15 protein-coding genes are annotated in these 17,996 nt (G+C 39.5%); 14 read left to right on the forward strand and 1 reads right to left on the reverse strand.

The window, feature by feature from the left end:
• Positions 1-10 precede the first annotated feature (10 nt).
• The 4 genes from O3607_RS07210 to ftsH all read left to right on the forward strand — a co-directional run bounded on the left by O3607_RS07210 (position 11) and on the right by ftsH (position 4,460).
• Entirely contained in the window at positions 11-907 is an 897-nt protein-coding gene (locus tag O3607_RS07210; protein WP_371443630.1) for a phosphatase, read from the forward strand.
• On the forward strand, positions 876-1,874 hold the full coding sequence (tilS, locus tag O3607_RS07215; protein ID WP_371443631.1) for a tRNA lysidine(34) synthetase TilS: 999 nt from the start codon (positions 876-878) through the stop codon (positions 1,872-1,874). Before O3607_RS07210 ends, tilS begins: the two co-directional genes overlap by 32 nt.
• A gap of 23 nt (positions 1,875-1,897) precedes the next feature.
• The gene (gene hpt / locus O3607_RS07220; protein WP_371443632.1) at positions 1,898-2,443 is read left to right on the forward strand and encodes a hypoxanthine phosphoribosyltransferase; all 546 of its coding nucleotides are present in this window, start codon (positions 1,898-1,900) and stop codon (positions 2,441-2,443) included.
• 88 nt (positions 2,444-2,531) lie between these two features.
• Positions 2,532-4,460: an ATP-dependent zinc metalloprotease FtsH gene (gene ftsH / locus O3607_RS07225; protein ID WP_371443633.1), complete on the forward strand. Its 1,929-nt coding sequence runs from the start codon at positions 2,532-2,534 to the stop codon at positions 4,458-4,460.
• Between the two features lie 145 nt (positions 4,461-4,605).
• On the opposite strand, the gene O3607_RS07230 is transcribed toward ftsH, so the two are convergent.
• A complete protein-coding gene (locus tag O3607_RS07230) occupies positions 4,606-5,949 on the reverse strand; it encodes a threonine/serine exporter ThrE family protein (RefSeq protein ID WP_295220166.1) in 1,344 nt (447 codons plus the stop codon).
• 171 nt (positions 5,950-6,120) lie between these two features.
• On the opposite strand from O3607_RS07230, the gene O3607_RS07235 reads away from it, so the two are divergent.
• The 10 genes from O3607_RS07235 (at position 6,121) to fsa (ending at position 17,972) form a co-directional block, all read left to right on the forward strand.
• Positions 6,121-7,095 (forward strand): biotin--[acetyl-CoA-carboxylase] ligase, encoded by a 975-nt coding sequence (locus tag O3607_RS07235; protein ID WP_105090286.1) that lies wholly within the window; start codon positions 6,121-6,123, stop codon positions 7,093-7,095.
• Between the two features lie 9 nt (positions 7,096-7,104).
• Positions 7,105-7,872 carry a type III pantothenate kinase gene (locus O3607_RS07240; protein WP_119206313.1) on the forward strand — a complete coding sequence of 256 codons (768 nt, stop codon included), beginning with the start codon at positions 7,105-7,107 and terminating at the stop codon, positions 7,870-7,872.
• Between the two features lie 88 nt (positions 7,873-7,960).
• Entirely contained in the window at positions 7,961-8,947 is a 987-nt protein-coding gene (gene dusB, locus O3607_RS07245) for a tRNA dihydrouridine synthase DusB (protein ID WP_105094753.1), read from the forward strand.
• Positions 8,948-9,073: 126 nt separating this feature from the next.
• Positions 9,074-9,547: a transcription elongation factor GreA gene (greA, locus tag O3607_RS07250; RefSeq protein WP_105090289.1), complete on the forward strand. Its 474-nt coding sequence runs from the start codon at positions 9,074-9,076 to the stop codon at positions 9,545-9,547.
• A gap of 29 nt (positions 9,548-9,576) precedes the next feature.
• On the forward strand, positions 9,577-11,100 hold the full coding sequence (lysS, locus tag O3607_RS07255; RefSeq protein WP_105086163.1) for a lysine--tRNA ligase: 1,524 nt from the start codon (positions 9,577-9,579) through the stop codon (positions 11,098-11,100).
• Positions 11,101-11,268: 168 nt separating this feature from the next.
• On the forward strand, positions 11,269-13,437 hold the full coding sequence (speC, locus tag O3607_RS07260; RefSeq protein ID WP_119206310.1) for an ornithine decarboxylase: 2,169 nt from the start codon (positions 11,269-11,271) through the stop codon (positions 13,435-13,437).
• Positions 13,438-13,499: 62 nt separating this feature from the next.
• Positions 13,500-14,789 (forward strand): guanine deaminase, encoded by a 1,290-nt coding sequence (gene guaD / locus O3607_RS07265; RefSeq protein WP_371443634.1) that lies wholly within the window; start codon positions 13,500-13,502, stop codon positions 14,787-14,789.
• A 166-nt stretch (positions 14,790-14,955) separates the two neighbouring features.
• Positions 14,956-15,909: a cation diffusion facilitator family transporter gene (locus O3607_RS07270; RefSeq protein WP_213467111.1), complete on the forward strand. Its 954-nt coding sequence runs from the start codon at positions 14,956-14,958 to the stop codon at positions 15,907-15,909.
• A gap of 124 nt (positions 15,910-16,033) precedes the next feature.
• Positions 16,034-17,314, forward strand: coding sequence for a serine--tRNA ligase (gene serS, locus O3607_RS07275; RefSeq protein WP_371443635.1), 1,281 nt, complete (start codon positions 16,034-16,036; stop codon positions 17,312-17,314).
• 13 nt (positions 17,315-17,327) lie between these two features.
• Complete coding sequence (gene fsa / locus O3607_RS07280) at positions 17,328-17,972, forward strand: fructose-6-phosphate aldolase (protein WP_005387248.1); 645 nt, start codon at positions 17,328-17,330, stop codon at positions 17,970-17,972.
• Positions 17,973-17,996 lie beyond the last annotated feature (24 nt).

A 17,996-nucleotide genomic window follows, 5' to 3' on the forward strand; every position in this document is an offset into this window, starting at 1 on the left:
AGGAGCAATTATGAAGTTAGCTATTATTGATATTGGATCAAATTCAGTACGCTTATTATTGGCTACTTATGAAAATAATATATGGCACTATGAGCCGAAACAGTTGTGGACTACTCGTTTAGGCCAACGTAATTCAGATGGTACATTGCGCACTGAATCGATGGAAGCGTCCTATCAAGCTTTTACAGAAATAAAAAAACTAGCAGACCAATATGGGGTGGAATGCTGCTTTGGTTTTGCAACGAGCGCTGTTCGTGAAGCATCTAATGGCCTTGAATTTATGGAGTACATTAGCGAACATTGTCCGATGGAATGGCGTATTCTCACGGGCGATGAAGAGGCTATTTATGGCTTTAATGGTGCCTTAGGAGATCAGTTGAATGATGGTCGTCACTATACAACTATCGATATCGGTGGCGGTAGTACAGAGCTAGCATTAGGCAATAAGGACGGCGTTTACTGGAGCCGATCTTATCCTGTAGGGGCTGTACGCCTTCAATCTATGTCTGATGAAGGTCCTCAACGAGTATGGGAAGAAACTCGATTCCTTTGGGATCCCATGATGATTCAAGGTGAATTTGGTGAATTCATTGGTATCGGTGGTACGCTAACGACGCTAGCGGCCATTGATTTAGGCCTTGAAAACTATGATGGTACGAAGGTACAAGGTCATAAATTAAGTCGTGAAACAGTAGAGGGCATCATTCTAAACTTACGTTACATGAGTCGCGATGAGCGATTACACGTAAAAGGTTTACCTGCAGGACGTGCCGATATCATCGTAGCTGGTGCAGAAATTTTAACGTCCTTTATGGATGCTTATGAGGTTCCTCATGTATTTGTGAGCGACCAAGATGGTATGGAGGCGATGGCTCGTGAATGTGAAAGAACTTATTCGAACCATTAATCACACCTTAAAATCACATAATCTATTTCCTGAAAATAGTCGAATTCTAGTAGCTTGCTCTGGTGGCCCCGATTCAATGGCTCTATTGTATTTATTACAAGATATTGCTACGCATCGTCATACAACGTACAAAATAGGTGTAGCCATTGTAGATCACTGTATTCGCCCTGAAAGTAAAGATGAGGTCTTGTGGCTCCAACATCAAGTGGAAGAGTTAGGTCTGCCATTTTATTCCGCTACCTTTGATGTACCGCGCCTAAGTAAGGAACATAAAAAGTCTGAAGAAACTATGGGCCGCCAAGTACGTTATCAATGGTTAAATGAAATTGCCCAGTCTGAGGGGTATGATTATATTTCAGTAGCTCACCACAAAGACGATCAAGCTGAGTCGATTTTAGCGCATCTCATTAGAGGTACAGGATTAAACGGGCTAACAGGTATGGCTGTAGTCAGCAATGACTATGATATTCCTGTGATTAGACCTTTATTAGATGTTCCAAAAGAGGAATTATTAGCTTATTTAGCCGATAGAAAGCTCACGTATTGTATTGATTCTACAAATGATGATATTCGATATCAGCGAAATAGGATTCGTCATCGCATTATACCTGAATTGGAAGCTGTTAACCCTGCTGTGGTAGATGCTATAGTTCGACTAGGAAGTTCTGTAAATGAAGATGTAATGGTTATCTCTGATTTAACGTCCAGAACCTTTGATAAATTAGTGTCGATTGGTAAGGATGAGGTGAGAATCTCTCGCCGTGCCTTGAGACAGGAGCCACTGGCAATACAGCGGAGATTATGGCAGCGTTTAGTAAGTACCATTGACTCTGATCTAACGCTTACATCAGCTCATCAAGAGCAATTACTGGACATTGTTAACACCGGGGAAAAGAAAACTTTCACTATAAAAAGTATAAAAGTAATCGCTCAATGTGATACAATAAAGGTATATTGCAAACATTAATATGAATCGTGGAGGTCATATAGATGCATCAAGACGCAAAAGAGATTTTATATACAGCAGAACAATTACGGGCTCGTGTAGCCGAGTTAGGTAAAGCAATTAGCGAAGACTATAAAAATGAATCTGTAGTGCTTGTAGGGGTATTAAAGGGAGCCATCGTTTTCTTTACAGACTTAGCTCGCGCTATTGATGATAGTGTAGATGTAAGTTTTGATTTTATTTCTTGCTCTAGCTATGGTAGTGGTACAACTAGTACAGGTGTAGTACGAATTCTAAAAGATTTGGATCGCTCTGTAGAGGGGAAGCATGTGCTCGTTGTGGAAGATATCGTAGATACAGGCACAACATTGCATTACTTATTAGAAAATTTACATGCTCGTGGTGCTAAAAGCGTACGCCTTGCAGCATTGTTGAATAAACCAGATCGCCGTAAGATGGACGTAGACGTTGACTATGTGGGCTTTATTATTCCTGATTATTTTGTTATCGGTTATGGTTTAGACTACGCGGAAAAATATCGTCACTTACCATATATCGGTATTTTAAAGGAAGAAATGTATCAAAATTAAAAATATGATATAATATATGAGTGCATCTCTTAATGAGATGTACTCAATTCGTTTATACAAGTAAATTATTATTGAAAGGGGTAATCTTTTGGGTCGATTTACAAAAAATATCGTCCTTTACTTACTTATCATTGCCGCTTTCGTTATCGCCATTGACGCTTTCTCTGGTCAAAGTGCGAATAAATCTGAACTAAGTTACACAGGATTTATTCAACAAGTACAACAGAAAAAGGTTGAGTCCGTAACGATTACCAATGATCATGGTATTAAAGGTAAACTAAAAAATGGAACAGAGTTCAATTCTTATGCGCCAAGTGATGAAACATTAATTAAAACATTACAAGATAATGGCGTAGAAATTACAGCAGCTCCACCTGAGCAACCAGCTTGGTGGATGAGCCTGTTAGGTTCTGCTATTCCTATCATCATCTTGGTGGTGTTGTTCTTCTTTATTATGCAACAAACTCAAGGTGGCGGTGGCCGAGTGATGAACTTTGGTAAAAGCCGTGCTAAATTGATGGGTGAAGGTAACGTAAAGGTTAGCTTTAAAGATGTAGCAGGTGCTGAAGAAGCAAAACAAGAATTAGAAGAAGTAGTAGAATTCTTGAAGGATCCAGGTAAATTTACAACAATCGGTGCTAAAATTCCGAAAGGTGTATTGCTCGCAGGACCTCCAGGTACAGGTAAAACTTTGCTTGCTAAAGCCGTTGCTGGTGAAGCAGGGGTACCATTCTTTACGATTTCTGGTTCTGACTTCGTAGAAATGTTCGTAGGTGTTGGTGCTTCTCGTGTGCGTGATCTTTTCACACAAGCGAAAAAGAATGCGCCATGTATCATCTTTATCGATGAAATTGATGCGGTTGGTCGCCAACGTGGCGCAGGTCTTGGTGGTGGTCACGATGAACGTGAACAAACATTGAACCAATTGCTCGTTGAAATGGATGGTTTCGGTGCCAACGAAGGTATTATTACCATCGCCGCTACAAACCGACCAGATATTCTTGACCCGGCGCTTTTGCGTCCAGGTCGTTTTGACCGTCAAGTTATCGTAGGTCGTCCAGACTTACGTGGTCGTGAAGCAATCTTAAAAGTACATGCTCGTAACAAGCCATTAGCTGACGATGTAGACTTGAAAACAATTGCTAAGAAAACTCCAGGCTTTACTGGTGCTGACTTGAACAACTTGTTAAATGAAGCGGCTTTATTGGCGGCTCGCCTTAACAAAAAAGTTATCACTATGGCTGAAGTTGAAGAAGCTAGTGAAAAGGTTAGCATGGGTCCTGAACGTCGCAGTCATATTGTGAGCGAGAAAGACCGTAAGTTAACAGCGTACCATGAATCTGGTCATGCCATCGTGGCACATTTGTTGCCTCATGCAGATCCTGTTCATAAGGTAACAATCATTCCTCGTGGCGCAGCAGGTGGTTACACTATGATGCTTCCTACAGAGGAACAAAACTACAAAACAAAATCTCAATTATTAGCGGATATTCGCGTAGCCCTTGGTGGTCGAATTGCAGAGGCTTTGATATTAGATGAAATCAGTACAGGTGCTTCTGGTGACCTTCAAAGCGTAACGAATACAGCACGCGCCATGGTAACGCGTTGGGGCATGAGCGATGAGCTTGGTCCTATCGTATTTGGTGAACAACAAGAACAAGTATTCTTGGGTAAAAACCTTGGCCATGAACGCAACTATAGTGAAGAAATTGCTGCAAAAATCGATGCTGAAATTCATCGTATTGTTGAAGAAGCTTATAAAGATGTAACAAAACTTCTTAGCGATAACGAGAAATTCTTACATGATATGGCAAATGCTCTATTAGAGGAAGAAACCATCGATGCAAAAGCGGTAGATAATCTTTACAAATATGGTACAACGAAAGCCCCTGAAGTTGAGGAGTCTAAAGAAGCTCTAGAAGCGGCAGGTATTGTAGTACCAGAGGTGGTTGAAGCTAAAGAAAACACTGCTACAGTGGATGCTCCTAGTAAAACACCTTCTAATGAAATCAAATAATGAGATATCTAAATAAAAGAGCTGGCCTCGTTGAGGGCCAGCTCTTTTTATATATGCTCTTTTGATTATAATTACCTATTACTAGCTATAGTACTTAGTATTCTATCTATATTGTGAAGCTCGTAATGTAGTTGGTGAGGATTAGCTATTGGCCATCGTTAATATGACGTGTTGCCAAGTACTGTTGAATTCTACGCTCTTTTCGGGCTTTCAAATATTTTTGAGCCAGTACATTTGGAATTGCTACACCAACCGCAATACTTACAATAGTGAGGATGCCTGTTACACCGTTCTGGACCATATGAAGTAAGCCAGACTCTGATAGTGCGTTGATATGAAGTATATCAAAGAGGAATCTGTAATATAAAATGCCAGGCATTAAGGCTATAGCAGATGGGACGATGATAATTGTGCTAGATGTTCTCAGCCACGTAGAAACTTTTACATAGATCACGCTCATTACAGCAGCGCCTACAAAGGTAGCACCTGGAATGGAGAAGCCAAATTCAACAGCTAATAAATTGCGGATAAATACGCATAATACACCGCCAATACCAATGGATACTAGTAACCGTACAGGAGCGTTAAATAGTACTGCAAAGGATGCGGCTGCTGTAAAAGCCCCTATAATTTGCTCAATGGATAATACATGAGGCTTAATATCTACAAAGCTAAAGGCCGGCATAGGGCTAAAGTATAGAGCCATTGCCATGCCTAAGGTCATGCTACCAACGATAAGGATCGTTCTAATAGCTCTTGTAATTCCCGATAAAATATGGTTGTTGATGGTATCGATAACGGAGTTTATAAGCGGTACACCAGGTATCATAAATAAGGTACAACAAACAAGAACGTAAACTAACGAATCTTGTTCAATATGTGAATAGAAACCATAGGCAGAAACCATGGCGGCAAAGCCGCCAATTGCAATGCCTACATATTCATTGCAACCAAAGCGTACCGATAAGGTACGACCAAAATAACCGATTAGAGAACAAATAACAGTTACAATAAAAGCTATCATATCGCCACTATACAAAAAGGCAAGGCCTGCTGATCCGAGGGCACAAGCAATACCCTTTATCCAATCAGGATATACTGGAATAGTGGAATCTAATTTTGAAATTAACTGTTCATAAGTTGTAAGTGAATAATGTCGTTCAAAGGCTCGCCAAGTTAGTTTAGATACGGCATTGATCATGGCCATATTGGGTACATGGACAGGTGTTTTTCTAAATACGGTAATAGATCGTTCTTTATGCAGTAAATTGACCATAATCGTAGTATAGGAAATATGTATATTTAAATAATCATGAGGAATACCCATAAATGTGGCGGCTTTAAGCATTTCTTCAATAATTCGATTTGTATCGGCACCACATTCCATGAGTAGTTTGCCTATGTTTAATAGGACGTCGAGCTTTCTATGAATATGAATAAACGGGTTCTCAAGAACCTCATTTTTTTCTTCTAATGTAAATTGTTGCATATATCTCCCTAGATAATGATAGACCATACTATTGTTATCTTTTGCATAAGGTATAACTTAATACTACATGTATTATACCATTAATTCTTTTAAATAACCCTTGCATTTTACAGGGTACACTTGTACAATCGAATTGTAAACCTAGGTTGACAAAGAAAGGGGCTCTAAACTATGCGTGATGAAGTATTAGAATTCTTGAGACAAAACCAAGGTGGTTTCGTATCGGGACAGGATATGTCGGAAGCGTGTCATGTTTCGCGTACAGCTATTTGGAAGCATATCAAGGCATTACGTCAAAAAGGCTACAAAATAGAATCTTATACCAAGAGGGGGTATCGATTATTGGAGGAACCTGATTTGTTGAGTCCATTAGCAATGAAGCAAATCTTAAAAACAGATGTATTTGGAAAACGGTATGTCTATATGGACACTACCGAATCTACTAACCTAGAAGCTCGTCGCTTAGCACAACAAGGTGCAGAAGAAGGTACTGTTGTTGTAACAGAGGAACAGGCTGCTGGCCGAGGTCGTTTATCGCGGGGCTGGTATTCTCCATTTGGGAAAGGTCTATGGTTTAGTCTCATTTTGCGCCCTGACTTTGCACCTGTAGAAGCACCAAAATGTACATTGATGGCAGCCGTAGCCTTAACAAAAGCGTTCCATAAAATGGGACTCACCGATGCAGGCATTAAATGGCCCAATGATATTCTTGTGAATGGTCGTAAACTAGTTGGCATCTTGACCGAAATGTCTGGCTCTATGGAGGAAATTTCCTATATTGTTATGGGCATAGGTGTCAATGTAAAGACTAAACAAGAAGAGCTCCCGGAAGAATTGAAGTTGATCGCTACATCCTTAACTATGGAAGGCATTGATATTGAACGGACGGAAGCTTTTAAAATTATATTAGAATCTTTAGAACATCAATATTATGAAGTCCTCGATAGTGGTTTTGAGGAAACTCTCAATGAATGGCGTCAATTATCGGTAACACTTGGTGAGGAAATTGAAGTAAGAGCACCAGGAAATACCTATGAAGGGGTAGCTACAGATATTGATGAAGATGGTAACTTATTAGTAAGAATCCCTGATGGGACAGTTAAACGTATTGTGGCAGGGGACGTATCAATTCGTCCGCGCAAATAGGAGGCATTCATGTTATTAGTAATTGATGTGGGGAACACCAATATTGTTCTCGGTGTATACGACAAGACGGAGCTTGTAGGTCACTGGCGTATTTCCACGGATCGGGTTCGGACCACCGATGAATATGGCATGTTGATGATGAACCTATTCTTCCATGACCGTAAGGTTGATGTGAAGGATATTAAAGATATCATCATTTCCTCAGTTGTGCCACCATTGATGCCTACATTAGAGCGCGTATGTTTACGTTATTTCAATGTAAATCCTCTTATTGTTGGGCCTGGCACTAAGACTGGTATCGCCATTAAGTATGATAATCCTCGTGAAGTAGGTGCTGACCGTATCGTAAATGCTGTAGCAGCACATGAGCGTTATAAAGGTGATTTAATCATTATTGACTTTGGTACAGCTACTACCTATTGTGCGGTTAAAGGCAATGGCGATTATATGGGCGGTGTTATCTCACCAGGTGTTACCATTTCTGCAGAGGCTCTATTCCAACGGGCTGCTAAATTACCACGTATTGATGTAAGAGACCCAGGTCAAGTCATTTGCCGTAATACCGTATCTTCTATGCAGGCGGGTATGTTCTATGGTTATGTAGGCCAAGTGGAAGGCCTTGTATCTCGTATGAAAGCTGAAATGGGTGATCATGTAACTGTCGTAGCTACAGGCGGTTTAGCACAACTCATTAGCAGTGCTACGGACTGCATTGATCATGTAGAACCTATGCTTACATTAGAAGGTTTGCGCCTTATTTACGAAAGAAATAAATAATGCTACTATAATATAGTTACGAATATGTAACAAAGTAGTGTACATTCGGGTACAGCTTATGCTGTACCCTTTTTATTAGGGGATATATATGAATAATAAACAATGGCAAATTGGAGCTGTCAAAATTGACGGACAAGCCATATTAGCGCCAATGGCAGGGGTCAGCGATATTGCTTATCGCTTACTTGCTAAAGAGCATGGGGCCGCCTTGGTTTGCACCGAAATGGTCAGCGCCATGGGCATTAAATATAAAAATGAACGCACCCATGAATTGTTGCGTATTGAAGAGGTAGAACGGCCTGTTTCTATGCAAATCTTCGGTTCTAATCCAGAGGCTATTGCCATTGGTGCAAAGGTTGTAGCTGATGCAGGTGCCGATATTGTAGACATCAATATGGGCTGTCCTGTTAAAAAAGTTGTTTCCTCCGGTGATGGCTCTGCACTTATGAAGAATCCTGACTTAGCCGCGCGCGTAGCAGAGGCTGCGGTTAAGGCTGTGGATGTGCCTGTAACCGTGAAAATGCGCATCGGTTGGGATAGTGATTCCATCAATGTTGTGGACTTTGCTAAACGCATCGAATCTACAGGTGTGGCGGCTATTGCAGTACATGGCCGTACTAAGGAGCAAATGTACAGTGGACATGCTGATTGGTCTTATATTAAGGCTGTAAAAGAAGCCGTGGCTGTACCCGTTATGGGCAATGGGGATATAGTGGAACCAGAGGATGCAAAGTGCATGCTCGATGAAACAGGATGTGATGCGGTGATGGTAGGCCGTGGTGCACAGGGAAATCCATGGATCTTTAATCGTATTCATCACTATTTAGCGACTGGTGAAGTATTGGCGGCGCCGAGCGATATTGAACGTCTCGACATGTTGTTAAAGCATTTTGATCTCTTATGTCAATATAAGGGTGAAAGTATGGCCGTTAAGGAAATACGAACTCATGCAGGCTGGTATATGAAGGGCCTCCCTGAATCAGCATACTGGCGCAATCGTGTGAATACAATTCATACTGTAACAAGCTTTCACAATGAGCTAGAATCATACCGTAAAATATTGTCTGAAATGTAGTCAGATTGACAAATGTACAGTATTTTTATATAATGGTTGAGATAATTTAGAAATAAAAGATAAGGTGTCATCTTATTATGGCACTTTTTTCTTATTTAATTTATATGTAGAAAGAGTGGGGTACCCATGGCAGACGTAAAAGAAACATTACTTACCGCCGACGGTTTAAAGAAATTAGAAGAAGAATTAACGTATTATAAATCTGTACGTCGTATTGAAGTGTCTGAACGTATTAAGACTGCTATTGAATATGGCGATATTAGTGAAAACTCTGAATATGATGATGCAAAAAATGAACAAGCTTTCATCGAGGGTCATATTGTAGAGCTTGAAAATAAAATTAACACTGCGAAAATCATCGACGAATCCGTAAAAGGTGATGTTGTATCCGTAGGTAGTAAAGTAACGGTACTAGATACAATGTACAATGATGAATTAGAATATGTTATCGTTGGTTCCTCTGAAGCGGATCCATTCAACAATCGTATCTCTAACGAATCTCCTGTAGGTAAAGCTATTTTGGGCAAACGTAAAGGTGATGAAGTAGAAGTTTCCACACCAGATGGTCCTGTTACATTCAAAGTGTTAGCAATCCAATAATTTACATTTACTGACGAAGAGGCGATAACATGAGTGAAGAAATTAAAAATGTACAAGAAGAGCTGAATGAGCAAATGCAAATTCGCCGCGATAAATTGGCTGAATACGAAGCGGATGGCATCTATCCATTTGGTCAACGTTTTGTTGTAAAAGATAATGCAAAAGAAATTAAAGATGACTTCTTCTTGAAATATGATGGTCAACCTGTAGTTATTGCAGGGCGTTTGATGACAATCCGTTCCCATGGTAAAACAGCATTTGCCAATATTCGTGATAAATCTGGGGATATTCAAGTATATTTCCGTAAAGATGTATTGGGCGAAGATGCTTATAAATACGTAAAAATGCTTGATATCGGTGATATCATCGGTGTAGAAGGTCATGTATTTAAAACTCATACAGGTGAAGTTACAATTAAAGTTAACAAATTAACTTTGTTATCTAAATCTTTACGTCCATTGCCAGAAAAATGGCATGGTTTAAAGGATACAGAACTTCGTTACCGTCAACGTTATGTTGATTTGATTGTAAATCCTGAAGTGCGTGATACATTTGTAAAACGTTCCCAAATCGTTGCTAAAATTCGCGAATACATGATGCGTGATGGTTTCATGGAAGTAGAAACACCAATGATGCATGCTATTCCTGGTGGTGCTGCAGCTCGTCCATTCATCACTCACCACAATGCGCTTGATATCGATATTTACATGCGTATTGCACCAGAATTATACCTTAAACGCTTGATCGTTGGTGGTATGGACCGCGTATTCGAAATGAACCGTTGCTTCCGTAACGAAGGTATCGACAACCGTCATAATCCAGAATTCACTACTATCGAATCTTACCAAGCTTATGGCGATGTTGAGGATGCTATTCGCTTAACAGAAAATCTTGTGTCCTACTGTGCTCAAGAGGTTCTAGGTACACAAGAAATCACATACCAAGGTACAGAAATCAATTTGACTCCACCTTGGAATCGTATCACAATGGCTGAAGGTGTAAAAAAATACACTGGTGAAGACTTTGATGCAGTTACTACTGTAGAAGAAGCTCGTGCTATTGCAGATCGTTTAAATGTAGAATATACAGAAAATGATGGTATTGGTAAAATCTTAAATCTTTGCTTCGAAGATTATGTAGAAGAAAACTTGATTCAACCAACTATCGTATATGGTCATCCAAAAGAAATTTCTCCACTTGCGAAAGCAAGTCGTGAAAATCCATTGGCTACAGAACGTTTTGAAGCGTTCATTTATGGTCGTGAATTGGCAAATGGCTTCTCCGAGTTAAATGACCCAATCGACCAAAAACAACGTTTCTTGGATCAATTGAAAGAACGCGAAGCTGGCGATGATGAAGCTCACCGTATGGATGAAGACTTCGTTACAGCTCTTGAATACGGTTTACCTCCAACAGCAGGTTTAGGTGTTGGTATTGACCGTCTCGTTATGTTCTTAACAGACTCTGCATCCATCCGCGATGTATTGTTGTTCCCATTGATGAAACCAGAAGCTCCTAAGCATATTGAAGCTGAAGAAGAAGCAGCTGAATAATCTAAAACCAAAAGGCTCCCTATTCTTTGAGTAGGGAGCTTTTTTATTCGTCATATGATACGAATATTATGTTTTATGATTATTGTATTCTATGAATATTATATTTATTCTACATGTGGTGTTGAAGTATATGTTGACTATGATATTTAGTTACGAAAGGAGAAGACTGTGAAACATTTAAAGGTTGCTTTATCTGATTCCGTGCAATCCAAAATTAAATCCATAGCAGGACGCACATGTGTTGGCGTTTTTGAAACAGATTTTACAGATGTAGGTGCCGTTGTTATCGATGATGGTGAGCTAGATCTTGTGAATAATAATCAAATTAGCTCCTTTGGTATACCTGTTATTGTCTTAAGAGTTGATGCATCTAAAGATATATCTCTTTATAGAAATCGTATCACGTCCATTATAGAGCTCTTATCTATGAGTATCGACGACTGTACATCAGAGATAGAGAAAGTTGTAGCAAACTATGAAGCATCTATTTTACCACCATTTTTCAGGGCTTTATCTGATTATGTAGGGGATGAAAATTCACAGTTTGACTGTCCAGGTCATCAAGGGGGCCAATTCTTCTATAAACATCCTACGGGTCGTGCCTTTTACAATTTCTTTGGAGAGAATATATTTAGAGCTGATCTTTGCAATGCAGATGTAAAATTAGGGGATCTCTTAATTCATGAAGGCTATGCGTATGATGCTCAAGCACATGCAGCTAAGGTCTACAATGCGGATAAAACCTATTTTGTATTGAATGGTACATCTTCTGCGAATAAGGTAGTGCTTAATGCTCTTTTAACACCGGGGGATATTATTTTATATGATCGTAATAATCATAAATCTATCTGCCATGGTGGCCTCGTTATGTCTGGTGCTACGCCTATATATCTTGAGACAGCACGTAATCCCTTTGGCTCCATTGGCGGTATTTTAGATCATTGCTTTGATGAAAGTTATATACGTCAATTAGTGGCAGAAAAATCACCTGAAAAAGCAAATGCAAAACGGCCCATTCGATTAGCAGTTATTCAACTAGGAACCTATGATGGTACGATTTATAATGCGCGGCAAGTAGTAGATAAAATAGGCCATCTTTGCGACTATATTTTCTTTGACTCTGCTTGGGTTGGGTATGAACAGTTTATTCCTATGATGAAAGACTGTAGTCCATTGTTGTTAGAATTGGGCCCAAATGACCCTGGCATTTTAGTTACTCAATCAGTACATAAGCAACAAGCTGGCTTTTCACAAACATCCCAAATTCATAAAAAAGACAGTCATATAAAGGGACAAGAACGCTATGTGGATCATAAACGTTTTAATAACTCTTTTATGATGCATGCATCTACATCTCCATTTTATCCATTATTTGCATCGCTTGATGTTAATGCGAAAATTCATGAAGGCGAGTTAGGACAAACATTATGGCGTGAATGTGTTGAGGTAGCTATTGATGCGCGTAAAGCCGTATTGAAACAATGTAAATATTTACGCCCCTTAGTACCTCCAATTGTTCATGGTAAACTATGGGAAGAGGGAAATACCCATGAGATGGCTTGTGATGTAAAATATTTTGCTTTTGAGCCAGAAGCCAAGTGGCATTCTTTTAACGGCTATGGTGAAGGACAGTATTTTATTGATCCATGTAAATTTCAACTGATTACACCGGGAATCGATGTGGAAACTGGAGAATATGAAGAGTTTGGCATCCCTGCGAATATTCTCGCTAATTATTTACGAGAAAATCGAATTATTCCTGAAAAATGTGATTTAAATACAATCTTATTCCTCATGACACCAGCAGAATCTAAGCGTAAGATGGATGCGCTAGTAGCGGAACTCGTTCGGTTTGAAGAACTCATAGATCGGGATGTACCGATGGAAGAGGTGTTGCCATCGATTTACTATAGTCATATAGACAAATATAAAGGCTACCACATTCGTCAGTTATGCCAAGAAATGCATGACTTTTATAAGTCTAGAAATATAAGTCTTTTGCAACAGCGATTATTCTTGGGTGAATACTTCCCTGACTATGTAATGAATCCACAAGAAGCTAACTTTGAGTTCCAACGTAACAAAGGCGAACTAGTCCCTTTATGTGAGGCAGAAGGGCGTATTGCCCTCGAAGGGGCTCTTCCGTATCCGCCAGGTGTAATTTGTGTGCAACCAGGGGAGCGTTGGTCTAAGACTGCGTGTGACTATTTCTTAGCCTTAGAAGAGGGCATTAATCAACTGCCTGGTTTTGCACCAGAAATACAAGGTGTATACATTACTGAACAATCAAATGGATATAAACAAGCCTATGGCTATGTATTGAAAAAAGAATATTAAAGAAAATCTAGCGTGTTATTTGGGCATAGTCTTTCAACGCTCTGATCACGCAAGGAGGTTATATGAATTCGACACTTATTTTAAAAGGAAATATATTATATACACCGCGGCCTTCAGAATTTATATCTATTCCACATGGATATATCATTGCCGTTGATGGCGTGGTCGTATATTGTGGGGAAAGTATTCCACCAGCTTATGCAGCGTGTGAGGTCACTGATTATGGTGATAATCTCATCATTCCAGGCTTTGTAGACACACATGCTCACGCTCCGCAGTATTGTAATCGTGGTCTTGGCATGGACAAAGAATTGCTGCCTTGGTTAGAAACCTATACATTTCCTGAAGAGGCGAAGTTTAGTGATCCAGATTATGCACGGTTAGTATATGGCGCCTTTGTACAGGATTTATGGCGCAATGGGACTACTAGAAGTATACTATTTGGTACCATCCATAAAGAAAGCACATTAGTATTGATGGAGCTTTTACAAAAAGCAGGACTATCAGCCTATGTAGGTAAGGTAAATATGGATCGTAACAGTCCAGAATTCTTGATTGAGGAAACACAACAGTCCTTGATTGATACAAAAGAATGGGTGGATGCATCCTCGCAGTTTGGTCCATTGGTTAAACCCATTATTACACCTAGATTTGTACCATCTTGTACAAGTGAATTAATGAGTGGACTAGGGAAATTAGCAGAAGAATATAATGTACCAATTCAATCTCACTTGTCCGAAAATCACGGTGAAATTAATTGGGTTGCATCATTACATCCAGAGTCACCAAATTATACAGATGTGTACTATGAACACCGCTTAATGGGACAGGTACCTACAGTGATGGCTCACTGCATTCATTTAAGCGATGTAGAAATAGATCGTATGGCAGAAACTCAAACTATGGTATCTCACTGTCCATATTCTAATGTAAACCTATCAAGTGGTATTGCACCGATTCGTAAGCTAATGAAACGGAATATACCGATTGGTTTGGGCTCCGATATCTCTGGTGGTCATATTGTATCGATGGCGAAGGTTCTTACGGAAGCTATTGGATTGTCAAAAATGAAATGGGTAGAAGTTGATCAAACATATGCGCCACTTACATTAAGTGAAGCTTTCTATATGGCTACAAAGGGCGGCGGCAAGTTCTTTGGTAAGGTTGGTAGCTTTGAAAAAGGTTGTGACTTAGATGCCCTTATCATTGACGATACATCAATATTTGACCCTAATGAACGCACCTTAGAGGAACGGCTTGAACGTTGGTTATATGTTGGTGATGATCGACATATTGTTGAACGCTATGTAGCGGGACAGGTATTACCGAATCCTCAAGGTTTTCAAGGTTAATAGTTAATCTGTATTAAAGCGGGCAATAAAAAAGAATTTACATAGTATCCATAGCAGGTAGTTTGTATAGCATGCAAGCTACCTGTTTTATTTTGACCTCATATTGCGCATCAATACCCTTGGTGTATAATAAAAAGACATACAAATTAAGAAAGTGGGGGACTTAATGGATATATTAGGGGCAAGACGCTCTATAGAACAGAAGTTACTTATGCAATCCGTTGGCCTGATGGCTCTAGTAGCGGTAAGCGGTACTATAATGGGGATTGTCACAGGTTCTAGTGCGGTATTATTAGATGGTGTATTTTCCTTTGTCGATGTTGTTATTAAAATCATGATGCTCATGACGGCCAAGTTAATAGCCCGTGAAACGAGTAAGCGCTTCCAATTTGGCTATTGGCAGTTTGAACCTTTAGTACTTGCCGTAGAAGGCTTTTTTATATTGCTAATCGTAATTTATGCCTTATCTAGTGGCATTACAGACCTTATATCGGGGGGACGTCATGTAGATTTTGGACCAGCTATTTACTATGCCATCTTCTTTACAGTGGCGGACACTATATATTACTTATATGTGCGTCGTATTAATAAGAGTCTGCAGTCTAACTTAATTAAATTTGATAATGTAAGTTGGTATGTTGATGCTTTGCTAGAAGCAGCTATCTTGATCAGTTTCGTCGTGGCCATCATGTTAGAAGGAACTGAATATGCTGATTGGGCAGCGTATATTGACCCGATTGTGCTCATTGTATTAGCCGTACAGATGATACCGTCAGCGTTCCGTATTATCATCCCATCTGTGAAACAAGTGTTAGGCTGGGCACCGACTTCATTGCATAATGAAGTACAGGAGATTATGGACCGCTTTATGGAAAAGTACAATTTCAAAGATTATGTTTCTAGTGTGCAAGTATATGGCAACACTCGAATTATTGAAATTGATATTTTAGTTCCTAAGAACTTCCCATATCAGACAATTGCTGAAATCGATGCAATTCGCAATGAAATTGACCAAGAAATCGGAGGGAACCCAACGGAGAAATGGGTAACCATTTCTTTCACAGGAACCCGAAAATGGATGGCGAAAGATTATTTACTAGAAGACGATGATGATGAATAGTATAAAAATTAATTAGAAATCTAGTAGGTAGCTTATAATTTAATGATAAATACACCAATATATGGTATACTTAAACGTATTGAATATATTGTTCGTAGCATAGTTGGAAGATGAGGTTCATAGTATGTTAGACTTAAAATTTGTCCGTGAAAATATTGATTTAGTGCAACAAAACTTAGATAATCGTCACACGAAAGGCGATTTGGAAACCTTTGTATCCGCTTATGATGAACGCCGTCAGTTGATTGGTAAAGTTGAGGAGTTAAAAGCTCTTCGTAACTCTGTAACTGAAGAAATTAGCCAATTAAAACGCAATAAAGAAAATGCGGATGATAAAATCGCAGAAATGAAAAAAGTAGGCGATGATATTGCTGAGCTTGATAATCGTATTCGCGATGTAGAAGCAAAATTACGTGATGCGGCATTGATGTTGCCAAACATGTGTGATGCATCTGTTCCTGTTGGTGCTGATGAAGATGAAAATGTAGAACAACGCAAATGGGGCGAGCCACGTCAATTCGACTTTGATATACAAGCTCATTGGGATTTAGGTGAAAATCTCGACATTCTTGATTTCAATCGCGCTGGTAAAATGAGCGGTGCTCGTTTCACTGTATATAAAGGTTTGGGTGCTCGTTTAGAACGTGCTCTCATTAACTTCATGGTTGATCTTCATGTAGATAAACAAGGCTACACTGAAATGATGACTCCATACATGGTAACGCGTGAAACTTTGACAGGTACTGGTCAATTACCTAAATTTGCTGAAGATATGTACCATGTAGAAGATACTGAATATTTCTTGATTCCTACCGCAGAGGTTACATTGACTAACTACCATAGTGGCGAAATCTTGAGCGAAGAGGAATTGCCAAAATATTATACTGCATTTACTGCATGCTTCCGTGCTGAAGCAGGTTCCGCAGGTCGTGATACTCGTGGTCTTATCCGTCAACATCAATTCAACAAAGTTGAAATGGTTAAATTAGCTAAACCTGAAGATTCTTACAAAGAATTAGAAACATTGACTGATAATGCAGAAGAAGTATTGCGCTTATTGGCGTTGCCATTCCGTGTAATTACACTTTGTACAGGTGATATTGGCTTTGGTTCTGCTAAAACATATGATGTAGAGGTATGGATGCCAGCTCAAGGCAAGTATAGAGAGATTTCTTCTTGTTCTAATATGACTGATTTCCAAGCTCGTCGTGCAAATATTAAATTCCGTCGTGGTCCTAAAGGTAAACCAGAATTCGTTCATACATTAAATGGATCTGGTCTTGCTGTAGGTCGTACAGTAGCAGCTATCTTGGAAAACTATCAACAAGCTGATGGCTCTGTTGTGATTCCTAAAGTACTTGTACCTTACATGGGCGGCGTAGAAGTAATTAAGGCTGGAAAATAAGAGGGGGCATTCTATGAAGTTCTTTATTGATACAGCAGAATTTGATGAGATTAAAGAGGCGTATGCTTTTGGTTTTATCGATGGTGTTACTACTAATCCATCCCTTATCGTGAAAGCTAAACGCGATTTAAAACAAGTTATTTCTGAAATCGCTAATTTGGTAGAGGGCCCTGTGAGTGCAGAGGTTATTGCTTCTGATGCAGAAGGTATGATCGGGGAAGCTCATGAGCTTGTAAAATTAGGCTCTAATGTAGTTATTAAAGTGCCTATGACTCCAGAAGGTCTTAAAGCTGTTGCAGTTTTAAGCAAAGAAGGCATTAAAACTAATGTAACCTTAATCTTCTCTGCCAACCAAGCCTTATTAGCAGCTCGTGCAGGTGCTACCTATGTGAGCCCATTTGTGGGTCGCATTGATGATATCAGCATGGATGGCCTTACATTAATTCAAGATATTGCAGACATATTTGCTATTCATGGTATTGAAACTGAAATTATTGCAGCTAGTGTGAGAACACCATTGCATATCATACAATGTGCTAAAGCCGGTGCTCATATTGCAACAGTGCCATTCAAAGTACTTATGCAAGCTATGAAACATCCGTTGACGGATGCAGGGCTTGAAAAATTTATGGCAGATTGGAAACAAGCTAATCAATAAGTTAAGTATTCGGCTCAATGTAAG

The organism is Veillonella sp. 20925_1_51 (assembly GCF_041431445.1).
In the GTDB taxonomy this organism is placed as follows: Bacteria; Bacillota; Negativicutes; order Veillonellales; family Veillonellaceae; genus Veillonella; species Veillonella nakazawae.